The sequence below is a fragment of the Bacillus sp. FSL K6-3200 genome (assembly GCF_038630485.1).
Classification (GTDB): Bacteria; Bacillota; Bacilli; order Bacillales; family Bacillaceae; genus Bacillus; species Bacillus safensis.
This window is the reverse complement of sequence record NZ_CP152032.1, coordinates 1,274,891-1,289,388: the sequence shown is the minus strand read 5'-3', so window position 1 is coordinate 1,289,388 and position 14,498 is coordinate 1,274,891. Positions and strand designations below refer to the sequence as shown.

The window sequence follows — 14,498 nt, the reverse complement described above, 5'->3', positions numbered from 1 at the left end:
ATATACTTGGATTGTAAACGAATTCAATAAAGGGTGAGGTTCTGCTATGATCGGACAAGATGATGTGAGAAAACTAGTTGGGAAGATGGACGAACCTTTCCTTCATATACCGCTTGGTGAGCTGGATGCCATCAAGGAAATCAGCCTAAAGCCTGAGAAAGAGCACGTGAGCCTAAAGGTGGCCATTGCCAAAACAGGCACTGCTGAGCAGATGAAGCTGCAGCAAGACATCGTACAAGCCTTGAAAGCAGCAGGCGCTAACACAGTAGGACTTCGTTTTGAGGAACTGCCTCAGGAAACACTTGAAAAGTTTATGCCATCACAAGATGAAGAAGAAACCTTGCTTAACTCTAAAAATCCTCCCGAGTTCTTAGCGATTGCGAGTGGAAAGGGCGGCGTTGGTAAATCGACTGTTTCTGTTAACCTTGCTGTAGCGCTGGCTCGTCTAGGGAAAAAAGTCGGGCTGATTGATGCTGATATTTATGGCTTTAGCGTACCGGATATGATGGGAATCACTGTCAGACCAACAGTTAAAGGGGAAAAAATTATTCCTGTGGAGCGCTTTGGTGTCAAAGTGATTTCAATGGGCTTTTTTGTTGAAGAAAATGCACCGGTTATTTGGAGAGGACCGATGCTTGGAAAAATGTTAAATAACTTCTTCCACGAAGTTGAGTGGGGAGAATTAGATTACTTACTATTAGACCTTCCGCCTGGAACGGGAGATGTGGCGCTTGATATTCATACAATGCTGCCTAGCTGTAAAGAAATCATTGTCACTACACCGCATCCAACGGCTGCCTTCGTTGCAGCAAGAGCAGGCGCAATGGCACTGCAAACAGATCATGAAGTGCTCGGTGTCGTTGAGAATATGAGCTATTATGAAAGCAAAAAAACAGGTGAAAAGGAATACGTCTTTGGAAAAGGCGGCGGGGACAAGCTGGCTGAAGAGCTGCGTGTATCAGTCCTTGGCCAAATTCCTTTAAGACAGCCTGATTGGAATGAGGATGATTTCGCACCTTCTGTCTATGATGCGAGTCACCCGACAGGAGAAGTGTATCAACACATTGCGAATAAAGTCATTGAACAATTAGCAGTGAAAGCATAATGAAAGCCCGAGTGGATGAACGCCACTCGGGTGATGTTTAACTGTCGCTTCCTTCGCTTCCTTGCGAGCCGGAATCACTGCCGCTCTCAGATGCTGCCTTTTTGAGCTCATCTTCGAATTTCTTCTTATAAAGAGGGCTGCTCAATGTTTCCGTAATGACTTTTTCTAAGTGCTTTCTAAACTCTTTACTTTTTACCAGTTCACCGTATTTCTTTTCCATCTCAGGATCTTTGAGAATATCCATCATCAGCTGTTGATAGTCAGGATCCTTCATTAATTGTTTTAACATTCTTTCATGCTGTTGCTGCATGGATTTTGCGAAAGTCTCGGCAAATTTAGAATCCTCAAAGACCTTCTTCCAGAACTCTTTGCCTTTATCAGAAGTCAGTGTTTTCTCTATGGTTTTTTTCACAGTTTGTTCATCCATTACCAAAGCTTCATTCATTGCCTCGTCATTTAATAACTGTTGAATGGCCTTTTTACCGTCATCTGTCTTTAATATATCGACGACCATTTTTTTTGTTTCGTCATAGTCCATATTAGATGAGGATTGGGTTTTGGGAGCACAAGCTGTTAGAGATAAAAGAAGAAAACAGCTCATTATACGCAAGATGCCTTTTGACATACTGTGGCTCCTTTCGTTACATGTCTTACTTTTAATATGAATGTTTCACGTAAATTTATACATAACAAAAATAGGGGTTGGATCAATTCAATGAAAAGTCGGGATTTAGTTCGTTTTTTCTTCTCTGTGCTAGCTGTTGGAGCGGTCATTACAAGCGTGGTAGGCTTTGCGCTGGAGTGGGGGAAGTATCAGAAGCTTTTTATATCGTTTGAAATTCTAGAGATCGCATCTGTGTTGTTTTGGTTCATTGGTGTGGGGATGATCTTTAGTGTAATTAGCCAAATGGGATTTGTTGTCTTTTTGACGGTGCACCGGTTTGCGTTAGAGATTTTCCGGTCTCATTCTTTATGGAATACCATTCAGCTGTTTCTTGTGATTTTTGTGCTGTTTGATTTAGCTTACTTGCGATTTTTGTTTTTCGGGGAGAATGATTCATTTCTTCCATACTTGTGGCTGCCTGTTTTTATCGGTGTGTTTGCATTGATCGTGGCTTACTTTAAACAGCAGCAGTCCTCTAAGAAAACTTTTGTTTCTGCAATGTTTCTCATGGTTGTCATCACGTCGTTAGAATGGTTCCCGGCGCTTAGAGTCAATGAAGAGGACTGGCTGTATTTAATGCTATTTCCGCTATTAGGCTGTAATGCGTTTCAGCTGTTAGCTATGCCGCGGTTTTCAAAAGCGAAAGCTACTTAACTTCTGATGACTTTGTTTTCGTATTGGAGATCAGCTCGCCAACTGTCACATTTTTTAAATTCTTTTCTTTTATTTGTTTCAAAATAGCGGGTAAGGCTTGAGCGGTTTGCGTTGCTGAATCTGAGGCGTGAAGGAGTACAATGTCTCCGCTTTTCATTCGATCATTTACATTTTGAACAATCTGGCCGACACCCGGATTCAGCCAATCCTGTGAATTGATGCTGTAATGAACAACGGTATAACCGTACTGTGTGGCAATTTTCAGTGCTGTTTCGTTAAACTGTCCAGTTGGCGGTCTTAATAGTTGAATGTCATCGAGTCCAAGCTTTTGAAATGTATTTTGTGCACGGACAAGATCTTGCTTGATTTCACTATCTTCAAGCTGGCTATAATTTTTATAAGCATAGCCGAGGCTTCCAATTTGATGGCCGTCCTCCCTAATTTGTTTCACGATATCAGGATGACGCTCGGCCCAAGAAGCAGACAGAAAGAAAGTGGCGTTCTTTATACCGTACTCTCGAAGGACATTTAAAATAGGAACAGCCTTCTCATCCCCCCAGCCAATATTAAAAGTGAGAGAGACATGTTTTGATGAAGTCTCACCTTTATAAATGGCTCGGGGTCCATGTTCAGTTTTAAATACCGACAGCGGCGGTGCCTTTTGTACATAAAAAAAGGTTGCAGCTGCAAGGGCTGCTACAAGAATAATGACAACTTGCTTCAGCCGTTTAATAGGCAACACATATAATCGACTCAATTCAAACACTCCTGCCTTGTCCAAGATTGTTACTTGATTGTATGCAGGACAAGGGTTTAAGATGCTTAATAAAACTATTTCAAAAAAAGTTTTGAAAAGGCGTTGACCGATAGAATGTTTTCGTGATATATTATTAATCGTCGCTGACACACAGTGACAAACACAAAAACGCTTCGGGAAATAAACTTGAAAAAAGTTGTTGACATAAGATGAAGCGAAATGTTATATTATTAAAGCCGCTAAGAACGGCGAAGATGATCTTTGAAAACTAAACAAGACAAAACGTACCTGTTAATTCGAGTTTTTATAAAAAATCCTATGATACTTCATAGGTAGTCAGTCAAACTGGCGAAAAGCAAAACTTCGGTTTTGTACTTTTTCGGAGAGTTTGATCCTGGCTCAGGACGAACGCTGGCGGCGTGCCTAATACATGCAAGTCGAGCGGACAGAAGGGAGCTTGCTCCCGGATGTTAGCGGCGGACGGGTGAGTAACACGTGGGTAACCTGCCTGTAAGACTGGGATAACTCCGGGAAACCGGAGCTAATACCGGATAGTTCCTTGAACCGCATGGTTCAAGGATGAAAGACGGTTTCGGCTGTCACTTACAGATGGACCCGCGGCGCATTAGCTAGTTGGTGGGGTAATGGCTCACCAAGGCGACGATGCGTAGCCGACCTGAGAGGGTGATCGGCCACACTGGGACTGAGACACGGCCCAGACTCCTACGGGAGGCAGCAGTAGGGAATCTTCCGCAATGGACGAAAGTCTGACGGAGCAACGCCGCGTGAGTGATGAAGGTTTTCGGATCGTAAAGCTCTGTTGTTAGGGAAGAACAAGTGCGAGAGTAACTGCTCGCACCTTGACGGTACCTAACCAGAAAGCCACGGCTAACTACGTGCCAGCAGCCGCGGTAATACGTAGGTGGCAAGCGTTGTCCGGAATTATTGGGCGTAAAGGGCTCGCAGGCGGTTTCTTAAGTCTGATGTGAAAGCCCCCGGCTCAACCGGGGAGGGTCATTGGAAACTGGGAAACTTGAGTGCAGAAGAGGAGAGTGGAATTCCACGTGTAGCGGTGAAATGCGTAGAGATGTGGAGGAACACCAGTGGCGAAGGCGACTCTCTGGTCTGTAACTGACGCTGAGGAGCGAAAGCGTGGGGAGCGAACAGGATTAGATACCCTGGTAGTCCACGCCGTAAACGATGAGTGCTAAGTGTTAGGGGGTTTCCGCCCCTTAGTGCTGCAGCTAACGCATTAAGCACTCCGCCTGGGGAGTACGGTCGCAAGACTGAAACTCAAAGGAATTGACGGGGGCCCGCACAAGCGGTGGAGCATGTGGTTTAATTCGAAGCAACGCGAAGAACCTTACCAGGTCTTGACATCCTCTGACAACCCTAGAGATAGGGCTTTCCCTTCGGGGACAGAGTGACAGGTGGTGCATGGTTGTCGTCAGCTCGTGTCGTGAGATGTTGGGTTAAGTCCCGCAACGAGCGCAACCCTTGATCTTAGTTGCCAGCATTCAGTTGGGCACTCTAAGGTGACTGCCGGTGACAAACCGGAGGAAGGTGGGGATGACGTCAAATCATCATGCCCCTTATGACCTGGGCTACACACGTGCTACAATGGACAGAACAAAGGGCTGCAAGACCGCAAGGTTTAGCCAATCCCATAAATCTGTTCTCAGTTCGGATCGCAGTCTGCAACTCGACTGCGTGAAGCTGGAATCGCTAGTAATCGCGGATCAGCATGCCGCGGTGAATACGTTCCCGGGCCTTGTACACACCGCCCGTCACACCACGAGAGTTTGCAACACCCGAAGTCGGTGAGGTAACCTTTATGGAGCCAGCCGCCGAAGGTGGGGCAGATGATTGGGGTGAAGTCGTAACAAGGTAGCCGTATCGGAAGGTGCGGCTGGATCACCTCCTTTCTAAGGATATATGGAGCAGCGTACGTTTTCGTCTTGTTTAGTTTTGAAGGATCATTCCTTCAAAACATGTCTCTAGCGAGACAGGATTGTTCTTTGAAAACTAGATAACAATAAGTAATACATTCACATTGAATGCAATGCAAAGTTCATCACACATAGTGATTCTTTCTAAAGTAAGAAATGGTTAAGTTAGAAAGGGCGCACGGTGGATGCCTTGGCACTAGGAGCCGATGAAGGACGGGACGAACACCGATATGCTTCGGGGAGCTGTAAGCAAGCTTTGATCCGGAGATTTCCGAATGGGGAAACCCACTGCTCGTAATGGAGTAGTATCCATACTTGAATACATAGAGTATGAGAAGGCATACCCGGGGAACTGAAACATCTAAGTACCCGGAGGAAGAGAAAGCAAATGCGATTCCCTGAGTAGCGGCGAGCGAAACGGGAACAGCCCAAACCAAGAGGCTTGCCTCTTGGGGTTGTAGGACACTCTATACGGAGTTACAAAGGAACGATATAAGCGAAGAGGTCTGGAAAGGCCCGCCAAAGAAGGTAACAGCCCTGTAACTGAAATGTTGTTCTCTCCAGAGTGGATCCTGAGTACGGCGGAACACGTGAAATTCCGTCGGAATCCGGGAGGACCATCTCCCAAGGCTAAATACTCCCTAGTGACCGATAGTGAACCAGTACCGTGAGGGAAAGGTGAAAAGCACCCCGGAAGGGGAGTGAAATAGATCCTGAAACCGTGTGCCTACAAGTAGTCAGAGCCCGTTAACGGGTGATGGCGTGCCTTTTGTAGAATGAACCGGCGAGTTACGATCCCGTGCAAGGTTAAGCAGAAGATGCGGAGCCGCAGCGAAAGCGAGTCTGAATAGGGCGCATGAGTACGTGGTCGTAGACCCGAAACCAGGTGATCTACCCATGTCCAGGGTGAAGTTCAGGTAACACTGAATGGAGGCCCGAACCCACGCACGTTGAAAAGTGCGGGGATGAGGTGTGGGTAGGGGTGAAATGCCAATCGAACCTGGAGATAGCTGGTTCTCTCCGAAATAGCTTTAGGGCTAGCCTCAAGGTAAGAGTCTCGGAGGTAGAGCACTGATTGGACTAGGGGCCCCTACCGGGTTACCGAATTCAGTCAAACTCCGAATGCCGATGACTTATCCTTGGGAGTCAGACTGCGAGTGATAAGATCCGTAGTCGAAAGGGAAACAGCCCAGACCGCCAGCTAAGGTCCCAAAGTATACGTTAAGTGGAAAAGGATGTGGAGTTGCTTAGACAACCAGGATGTTGGCTTAGAAGCAGCCACCATTTAAAGAGTGCGTAATAGCTCACTGGTCGAGTGACTCTGCGCCGAAAATGTACCGGGGCTAAACGTATCACCGAAGCTGCGGACTGTTCTTACGAACAGTGGTAGGAGAGCGTTCTAAGGGCTGTGAAGCCAGACCGGAAGGACTGGTGGAGCGCTTAGAAGTGAGAATGCCGGTATGAGTAGCGAAAGACGGGTGAGAATCCCGTCCACCGAATGCCTAAGGTTTCCTGAGGAAGGCTCGTCCGCTCAGGGTTAGTCGGGACCTAAGCCGAGGCCGAAAGGCGTAGGCGATGGACAACAGGTTGATATTCCTGTACCACCTCCTCACCATTTGAGCAATGGGGGGACGCAGGAGGATAGGGTAAGCGCGGTATTGGATATCCGCGTCCAAGCAGTTAGGCTGGGAAATAGGCAAATCCGTTTCCCGTGAAGGCTGAGCTGTGATGGCGAGCGAAATTTAGTAGCGAAGTTCCTGATTCCACACTGCCAAGAAAAGCCTCTAGCGAGGTGAGAGGTGCCCGTACCGCAAACCGACACAGGTAGGCGAGGAGAGAATCCTAAGGTGATCGAGAGAACTCTCGTTAAGGAACTCGGCAAAATGACCCCGTAACTTCGGGAGAAGGGGTGCTTCTTAGGGTGTTAAAGCCCCGAGAAGCCGCAGTGAATAGGCCCAGGCGACTGTTTAGCAAAAACACAGGTCTCTGCGAAGCCGTAAGGCGAAGTATAGGGGCTGACGCCTGCCCGGTGCTGGAAGGTTAAGAGGAGCGCTTAGCGTAAGCGAAGGTGCGAATTGAAGCCCCAGTAAACGGCGGCCGTAACTATAACGGTCCTAAGGTAGCGAAATTCCTTGTCGGGTAAGTTCCGACCCGCACGAAAGGCGCAACGATCTGGGCACTGTCTCAACGAGAGACTCGGTGAAATTATAGTACCTGTGAAGATGCAGGTTACCCGCGACAGGACGGAAAGACCCCGTGGAGCTTTACTGCAGCCTGATATTGAATGTTGGTACAGCTTGTACAGGATAGGTAGGAGCCTTGGAAACCGGAGCGCTAGCTTCGGTGGAGGCATCGGTGGGATACTACCCTGGCTGTATTGACCTTCTAACCCGCTGCCCTTATCGGGCAGGGAGACAGTGTCAGGTGGGCAGTTTGACTGGGGCGGTCGCCTCCTAAAATGTAACGGAGGCGCCCAAAGGTTCCCTCAGAATGGTTGGAAATCATTCGCAGAGTGTAAAGGCACAAGGGAGCTTGACTGCGAGACCTACAAGTCGAGCAGGGACGAAAGTCGGGCTTAGTGATCCGGTGGTTCCGCATGGAAGGGCCATCGCTCAACGGATAAAAGCTACCCCGGGGATAACAGGCTTATCTCCCCCAAGAGTCCACATCGACGGGGAGGTTTGGCACCTCGATGTCGGCTCATCGCATCCTGGGGCTGTAGTCGGTCCCAAGGGTTGGGCTGTTCGCCCATTAAAGCGGTACGCGAGCTGGGTTCAGAACGTCGTGAGACAGTTCGGTCCCTATCCGTCGCGGGCGCAGGAAATTTGAGAGGAGCTGTCCTTAGTACGAGAGGACCGGGATGGACGCACCGCTGGTGTACCAGTTGTTCTGCCAAGGGCATCGCTGGGTAGCTATGTGCGGACGGGATAAGTGCTGAAAGCATCTAAGCATGAAGCCCCCCTCAAGATGAGATTTCCCATTCCGCAAGGAAGTAAGATCCCTGAAAGATGATCAGGTTGATAGGTCTGAGGTGGAAGCGTGGTGACACGTGGAGCTGACAGATACTAATAGATCGAGGACTTAACCTATATTCTAATGTGAAGCATGAACATTGTTATCTAGTTTTGAGAGAACATTCTCTCCATCAGGTTTGGTGGCGATAGCGAAGAGGTCACACCCGTTCCCATACCGAACACGGAAGTTAAGCTCTTCAGCGCCGATGGTAGTTGGGGGTTTCCCCCTGTGAGAGTAGGACGCCGCCAAGCTTTTTATTTATATCCTTCCAATGGAAGAAGTTACTTTATCATTCCGCAGTAGCTCAGTGGTAGAGCTATCGGCTGTTAACCGATCGGTCGTAGGTTCGAGTCCTACCTGCGGAGCCATGCTTCCATAGCTCAGTAGGTAGAGCACTTCCATGGTAAGGAAGAGGTCAGCGGTTCGAGCCCGCTTGGAAGCTTTCCTCTATATATGTTGATATGGCAAGGTTTCTCGATGATGAGAAGGCTTTTTTTTATGTCTTTTTTTATTGTTGGGGACGAAATTTATGGCTATGTATAACAGGCGGCGTCTTGCTAATGATTTATTTATTGCCGATGGTGATATCTGAAGCGCGTATATGGGATGAATCAGGCGTAGCAGCAATAGAACGTATAAAGGAGATGTATCAAGCAAATGACGTTCAGGTGGACGTAGTTGGAATGGATACATCAAGTCAAAAGCTTGTGAAACAAGTGAATGGTTCTTAAAAAGGCCTTTCTGTCTGTTACAATAGAAAAGGTAAGAAAGTGAAGAGATGGAGGTGGCCGGCATGCTTGTGCGTTTGAATCAAGTGCTCGGCCGGATGATGCCGCTCATTACACCTTTTAGTGTGTTACTCGGTGTTTTGTTGGCGGCCTATTTAAAGGATTTTACGTTTTTGGTGCCATGGGTATTTGCTGTGATGACCTTTGCAGGGAGTTTGTCTTCTACATTTTCGGCTTTAAAGCATACGGTGATGCACCCATTACCTTTGATTTTATCGTTTATGATTTTGCACGTGTTGATGCCTCTTTATGCTTGGTCAGCGGGACATCTCATATTTGCGGGTGATGCTATGACGATCACCGGTTTGACACTTGCAATGGTGATTCCCACAGGAGTTTCTAGTTTAATATGGGCGGCAATGTATAAGGGGAATGTTGGGTTAACGTTATCCATTATTTTAATTGATACATTGCTTTCGCCATTGATTGTGCCAGCCAGTTTGTCACTTTTAGCCGGTACACAAGTTCATATGAACATGGTCGCGATCATGAAAGGGCTGTTTGGGATGGTGGTGCTTCCATCTATTTTAGGGATGCTCGTTCGTCACTATGCAAAGCCTGCTGTGACGAAAATGATCAGTCAGACACTGTCACCTTTTTCAAAAATAGGCTTGTTTGTAGTGGTGTCGATTAACAGTTCTGTTGTTGCGCCATACTTGCGTGAACTGGATGCCGCATTTTTTAGCAAGGCAGCGACTGTGTTTCTCATTGCGATGAGCGGATATGCGTTTGCATGGTTGATTGGAAAGACGATGAAATGTACTCAAGGAGAGATTGTGGCCATCGTGTATACGGGCGGTATGAGAAACATTAGTGCGGGGGCTGTGCTTGCCATTAGCTTTTTCCCGCCTGCTGTCGCTGTTCCTGTGGTGATTGGTATGCTGTTTCAGCAAGTGCTTGCTGCCTTGTTTGGTTTCTTACTCAATCGTTTTGAGCTGAAAGCACCTGCTGTGACCAAATCTTTCTCATGAAAAAACCTCCATCCTTTAATAGATGGAGGTTTTTTCTGTGATTTAATAGATGAGATATTTTTTCCGTTTCTTTTCGAATGTTTTGAGGTCGTGATGATAGCGTTTCATAATATGTTTGACGGAAGTCCCTTTATTGATTTCTTCTTTCATCCAGCCATTCCCGATGAGTTTGTCAAAGCTGCCTGTTTGAAGGAACTGAAAGTCATTAGGATATAGATCATGTATTGCTTTGATGATGGATAACCCCGTTTTCACCGCTTCGAAGGATGAGCGGTCTGTGACGTATAACTGCACACCATGAGATAGTGTACCGGCATGTTTAGAAAATGTGGGGGTGAATGACACAGGTCTAAATTGAACGCCTTTTAGTTTTAGCTGATTTAAGTGATCTGCCAGCTCGCTGCTATTGATATATGGTGCACCAATGAGCTCGAATGGTTTCGTCGTTCCTCTGCCTTCAGAGACATTTGTGCCTTCAATTAATCCTGTGGCAGGATATACAAAGGTACTATCCACTGTTGGCATGTTAGGGGAAGGAAGGACGAACGGCAGCTTCGTATCATCGAATGTCATGGACCGCTTCCAATTTTTCATTTTGACGACTGTTACATCAGCATTGATATGAAACTCTTTGTTAAACAGGTTTGCAAGCTCACCAGTAGTCATTCCATGTCTTAATGGGATTGGATAGAGCCCTACAAAAGAGGCGTATTCAGGCTCTAATACAGGTCCTTCTACTTTTAGTCCGCCAATGGGATTTGGGCGGTCTAGGACAACAAAGGGAATGTTGTTTTCCTTAGCAGCTTCCATCGCATAGGCCATCGTGTAAATATAGGTGTAATAACGAGCACCAACGTCTTGAATATCAAACAGCAGGACATCTACATTTTTCAGCATTTCAGGAGTTGGTTTTCTTGTTTTTCCATAAAGAGAGTAAACAGGAAGACCTGTTTTTTCATCGGTATAGGATTCGACGCCTTCTCCTGCTTGTGCATCGCCGCGCACGCCGTGTTCAGGTCCATATAAAGCAGTTAGCTTGATATTTGGATGTTCAAATAGGAGATCGACACTGCTTTTCATATTTGCATCAATGCCAGTCGGATTGGTAATGAGGCCAACCCTTTTCCCTTTTAGCCATGAAAGATTGCTTGAGAGTAGTGTTTCGATCCCTGTTTTGACTGCTGCTTTTTTTCCTTTTGTGTCTGTTCGTTCTTGATCTGCGGGAGAGGCGGCGGTCAATGTGCTCATCATGAGAATGCTTGCGAGTATGAAGCTTGCTGTTTTTTTCAAGAGAATCCCTCCTATTTGATCTGTTTCCCTTTCAAGTTGAGTCCATAGCCGAATGGGTAAAGGGTTTGATTTGGATGAGTGACAGATGGGATATCAACTGGCAGTTTCCCTTTAGGTGATGCAGCTCCAAATATCACTTCTAGTCCAGCAGGAATATTTGGCTGATTAAATTGTCCGTTTGAGTAGCCTTTAAAACCGTACACAGCTAGTAAGGCATCAGCTTCTTCAAAATTTGCCGCATCATAAGGGTTTCTAAGACTCATGATGACCATTTTTTTGTTTTGTGCTGCTGCTTCTTTCATGACAGCACGAGGGAAGGCGGTTGCCCATTTTTTCGGGTCCTGGACATTGTCATCAATTACGCCGTCATTCACAGCTGGGTCATTTTGGACAACGTAAGAGCCCGTGATGACATAGTCAGCTTCTTTTATTAGTTTGGCCGATTCTTTGGTGAACGTTTTATCCGCAAAAGCATATGACTGGATGCGTACAGGCTTGATCTTTTTTTGTTTCATGAGAGATTCGACTGTGACAGACATTGCTTTTGTCTGATCTTCGTAAGGTGCCATGACCACGATTTTGTCATTCTTTTTAGGCTTGAAAGGTAAGGTTTTTTTGTTGTTTTTAAGCAGGGTGATCCCTTCACGTGCCATTTTTTGTTCTGCTTTAAGGTGCGACTTTTTCCCAACGACTTGAGTGGCTTTTTTGATTTTTTTCTCAAGACTGATCGGTTTTTTCGAGGTAATAATGCCGCGTTTGATTTTTAATTGAAGAATTTTTTCGACAGATTCGTTGATCTGCGACATCGGAATCTCTTTCTTTAAAATCGCTTGTTTGACAGCATTGAATACATTCTCTAGGTTTTTCTCTGTTTTTAATGAGGTGACTGGTGCTGGCATGAGAGCGATGTCGACACCTGCCTTAATGGCCATCACAACTGCTTCTTCCTGTCCGAAATTATCTGCAATCGCTTTCATATTTAGAGCATCTGTCACAACAACACCTTGAAAGCCCATCTCTTCTTTTAATAAGTGTGTGATGACCTGTTTTGATAAGGTTGCTGGAACCATGATGTCCTCGCCATCTTTTTTACTTTGATACGTTGTGTCATCAATGGCAGGAAATTGAACATGAGCGGTCATGACCATATCCGCACCAGCGTTGATCGCTTGTTGAAATGGATACAGCTCAACCTTTTTTAAACGATCTAGGTCATGCTCTACAAGCGGTAAACCGTAGTGACTATCGACGGCTGTATCACCATGTCCCGGGAAATGTTTTAGTGTGGAAATGGTCTTTTCCTTTTGAAGTCCTTTCATGGTTTGAAGACCAAGTCTAGTGACAAGAGCAGGATCAGAGCTAAAGGAACGGACACCAATGACGGGGTTGTTTGGGTTATTATTCACATCAAGCACAGGAGAGAAATTTGTATTAATCCCTAAGGCGTTTAATTCTTTTCCAATGATTTTTCCTGTGTCATATGCATTTTTTTTGCTTCTAGAGGCACCAATCGACATATTTCCTGGGAAATGTGTTCCCTTTTGTAACCTTGTGACGATTCCGCCTTCTTGATCAATGGAAATGAGTAAAGGAATGTTTGGTGATGCTTTTTGAAATTCATGGGTGAGTTTCACGGTTTGCTTCGTATCAACGACATTCTCGGCAAATAAGATGACACCGCCTAGATGATATTTTTCTACAAGATGAGATACTTCGTTATTCATCTTTGTGAAGCCTGTAGGTGCGGATTCATTTTTTGTTTGCCAATTGCGAAAGTCTGGCATGAGCATTTGACCGATCTTTTCATCCAGTGACATGTCTTGAACCATTTGTTTGGCGGTGGGCAGAGAGGCAGAGCTAACCTTTTCCGTTGGAATGGAAGAGGTTAGCAGGGCCAAAACCAGTGCAGCGGGGAAGAGAGCTTTCAACATCGAATTCCTCCTTTTACTGAAAAGATTCGTAGATTGCGGTCATGATGCTTCCATAAGTACCAGTTGGGAACAGGTCACCTTCAAATTGATTAGGATTGGTTTCTGGTGAAACAACGGGTGAATGTTTCTTATTCGTCAGCAACACGACACCTAAATTGTGTTTAGGATCAATCAACGTCATGGTGCCGGTCCAGCCAGTATGCCCATAGGCTTCGTTACTTGCATATTTTCCAAACATCCATTCCATGTCAGTATGACCGTTTTTTCGCCAGCCTAGCCCGTAAGTTGGGTTCGTAGCAGAGGAGGCTGTAAAGAGATCGATAGAAGCTTGATCAAAGATGGTTGTTTTTCCATAGCCTCCTTTGTTAAGCATCAGCTGAAGCAGCACGGCCATATCTGAGGTGTTCGAGAAAAGCCCAGCGTGACCGGAGATGCCTGCCATTGAGTAATATGCTTTCTCGTCGTGTACTTCACCTAGCAGGGTGTACCGCCGGATGTTTTCAAAATCGATCACACTGTCTCGTGAATTGCCTAAACGTTCGGTTGCTGCAAAATGCTTCGGTTTGTACCCTTTTTGCAGTGGATTGAACATTGTGTGTTTGAGACCTAGCGGCCGATAAATCGTTGACTCGACATATTGATCAAGAGGCATGCCTGTTTTTTTCTCGATGATCATGCCTAGAAGCATGTAATCAATGTCACTATAAATGTGCTGGGTACCTGGCTTGTATTGCAGCGGTACCTTTGGCAGCCATTTCATCGTTGTTTTTCTGTCTTGAGAGAAAAAAGAGCCAGCTGATTCTTTGCTATAAAATAAGACACTGGAAGGGAGACCGGCAGAATGTGTGAGAAGATCCTTTATCCGAAGCTGATCTTTACCGGTTACCTTTGCATCAGGTTCATCCTGAAAATCTGGAAGGATGGTCTGTATTTTTTCGTTGACATCAAGTTTTTTCTCGTAGACAAGCTTTTGCAGGGCATAGTTGGTCGCATACATTTTTGTATTGGATGCCAAATCGAATAGTGTATCTTTTTTCATTTTTTTATACGATTTGAGTTCTGTTGTGCCATCATATTTTTGCCGGTAGCCATAGGCTTTTTGATGGACGATCTTTCCGTCCTTGATAATGATGAGAGCTGCTCCTGGAAATCCTTCTTTGATGTCATTTTGAATCATTTGATCAACCTTCCTCAGCTGCCTGGAAGAAAAGCCTACTTGTTCCGGTCGTTTTGCTTTTTTTAAGACGGGATATTCTTCAGGTGCTGTTTTAGACAAAGACGATACAGGATGGGAGCTAGTTGCAAATGTTTGTACTGGTAACCCAAGGAGCATGAACAGACATGTGATCAAAAGAAAACATTTCTTCAAGGTCT

Annotated in this window: 9 protein-coding genes, 2 tRNA genes and 3 rRNA genes; 9 read left to right on the top strand and 5 right to left on the bottom strand. The window is 45.8% G+C overall.

Annotation, left to right across the window (positions count from 1 at the left end; genetic code table 11):
* Nucleotides 1-46: 46 nt before the first annotated feature.
* Nucleotides 47-1,105: an Mrp/NBP35 family ATP-binding protein gene (locus MHI60_RS06430; protein ID WP_024425873.1), complete on the top strand. Its 1,059-nt coding sequence runs from the start codon at nucleotides 47-49 to the stop codon at nucleotides 1,103-1,105.
* A 37-nt stretch (nucleotides 1,106-1,142) separates the two neighbouring features.
* On the opposite strand, the gene gerD is transcribed toward MHI60_RS06430, so the two are convergent.
* Nucleotides 1,143-1,730 carry a spore germination lipoprotein GerD gene (gerD, locus tag MHI60_RS06425; protein WP_087975190.1) on the bottom strand — a complete coding sequence of 196 codons (588 nt, stop codon included), beginning with the start codon at nucleotides 1,728-1,730 and terminating at the stop codon, nucleotides 1,143-1,145.
* 90 nt (nucleotides 1,731-1,820) lie between these two features.
* Between gerD and MHI60_RS06420 the strand changes: the two genes are divergently transcribed.
* Nucleotides 1,821-2,423, top strand: a complete 603-nt coding sequence (locus MHI60_RS06420) for a KinB-signaling pathway activation protein (protein ID WP_034283864.1) — start codon at nucleotides 1,821-1,823, stop codon at nucleotides 2,421-2,423.
* Here MHI60_RS06420 and pdaB read toward each other — a convergent pair.
* On the bottom strand, nucleotides 2,416-3,180 hold the full coding sequence (gene pdaB, locus MHI60_RS06415; RefSeq protein ID WP_144486209.1) for a polysaccharide deacetylase family sporulation protein PdaB: 765 nt from the start codon (nucleotides 3,178-3,180) through the stop codon (nucleotides 2,416-2,418). The two genes, MHI60_RS06420 and pdaB, sit on opposite strands and share 8 nt — an antisense overlap.
* Nucleotides 3,181-3,556: 376 nt before the next feature.
* Between pdaB and MHI60_RS06410 the strand changes: the two genes are divergently transcribed.
* The 7 genes from MHI60_RS06410 to MHI60_RS06380 all read left to right on the top strand — a co-directional run bounded on the left by MHI60_RS06410 (nucleotide 3,557) and on the right by MHI60_RS06380 (nucleotide 9,903).
* A 16S ribosomal RNA gene (locus MHI60_RS06410) occupies nucleotides 3,557-5,105 on the top strand.
* Nucleotides 5,106-5,287: 182 nt separating this feature from the next.
* Nucleotides 5,288-8,218 (top strand): 23S ribosomal RNA (locus MHI60_RS06405).
* Between the two features lie 61 nt (nucleotides 8,219-8,279).
* Nucleotides 8,280-8,395: ribosomal RNA gene (gene rrf / locus MHI60_RS06400) — 5S ribosomal RNA — on the top strand.
* The 16S, 23S and 5S rRNA genes sit together here with 2 tRNA genes alongside, the layout of an rRNA operon.
* A 42-nt stretch (nucleotides 8,396-8,437) precedes the next feature.
* A tRNA-Asn gene (locus MHI60_RS06395) sits at nucleotides 8,438-8,512 on the top strand.
* A 1-nt stretch (nucleotide 8,513) separates the two neighbouring features.
* Nucleotides 8,514-8,586 (top strand) — tRNA-Thr (locus tag MHI60_RS06390).
* A 118-nt stretch (nucleotides 8,587-8,704) separates the two neighbouring features.
* Nucleotides 8,705-8,875: a hypothetical protein gene (locus MHI60_RS06385; RefSeq protein WP_263639898.1), complete on the top strand. Its 171-nt coding sequence runs from the start codon at nucleotides 8,705-8,707 to the stop codon at nucleotides 8,873-8,875.
* Between the two features lie 62 nt (nucleotides 8,876-8,937).
* The gene (locus tag MHI60_RS06380) at nucleotides 8,938-9,903 is read left to right on the top strand and encodes a bile acid:sodium symporter family protein (RefSeq protein ID WP_342502676.1); all 966 of its coding nucleotides are present in this window, start codon (nucleotides 8,938-8,940) and stop codon (nucleotides 9,901-9,903) included.
* Between the two features lie 42 nt (nucleotides 9,904-9,945).
* On the opposite strand, the gene MHI60_RS06375 is transcribed toward MHI60_RS06380, so the two are convergent.
* Genes MHI60_RS06375 through pbp4b form a run of 3 tightly spaced genes read right to left on the bottom strand, consistent with a single transcriptional unit; the run spans nucleotide 9,946 to nucleotide 14,493 of the window.
* Nucleotides 9,946-11,193, bottom strand: a complete 1,248-nt coding sequence (locus MHI60_RS06375) for a DUF1343 domain-containing protein (RefSeq protein WP_144486078.1) — start codon at nucleotides 11,191-11,193, stop codon at nucleotides 9,946-9,948.
* 11 nt (nucleotides 11,194-11,204) lie between these two features.
* Entirely contained in the window at nucleotides 11,205-13,124 is a 1,920-nt protein-coding gene (locus MHI60_RS06370; RefSeq protein ID WP_144486076.1) for a glycoside hydrolase family 3 protein, read from the bottom strand.
* A gap of 13 nt (nucleotides 13,125-13,137) precedes the next feature.
* Nucleotides 13,138-14,493 (bottom strand): penicillin binding protein PBP4B, encoded by a 1,356-nt coding sequence (pbp4b, locus tag MHI60_RS06365; protein ID WP_144486074.1) that lies wholly within the window; start codon nucleotides 14,491-14,493, stop codon nucleotides 13,138-13,140.
* Nucleotides 14,494-14,498: the final 5 nt, after the last annotated feature.

Excerpts from the sequence above, each read along its gene's own strand:
- gerD (WP_087975190.1), bottom strand. The coding sequence starts at position 1,730 with ATGTCAAAAGGCATCTTGCGTATAATGAGCTGTTTTCTTCTTTTATCT.
- MHI60_RS06380 (WP_342502676.1), top strand. The coding sequence starts at position 8,938 with ATGCTTGTGCGTTTGAATCAAGTGCTCGGCCGGATGATGCCGCTCATT.
- MHI60_RS06385 (WP_263639898.1), top strand. The coding sequence starts at position 8,705 with ATGATTTATTTATTGCCGATGGTGATATCTGAAGCGCGTATATGGGAT.
- MHI60_RS06420 (WP_034283864.1), top strand. The coding sequence starts at position 1,821 with ATGAAAAGTCGGGATTTAGTTCGTTTTTTCTTCTCTGTGCTAGCTGTT.
- MHI60_RS06430 (WP_024425873.1), top strand. The coding sequence starts at position 47 with ATGATCGGACAAGATGATGTGAGAAAACTAGTTGGGAAGATGGACGAA.
- MHI60_RS06370 (WP_144486076.1), bottom strand. The coding sequence starts at position 13,124 with ATGTTGAAAGCTCTCTTCCCCGCTGCACTGGTTTTGGCCCTGCTAACC.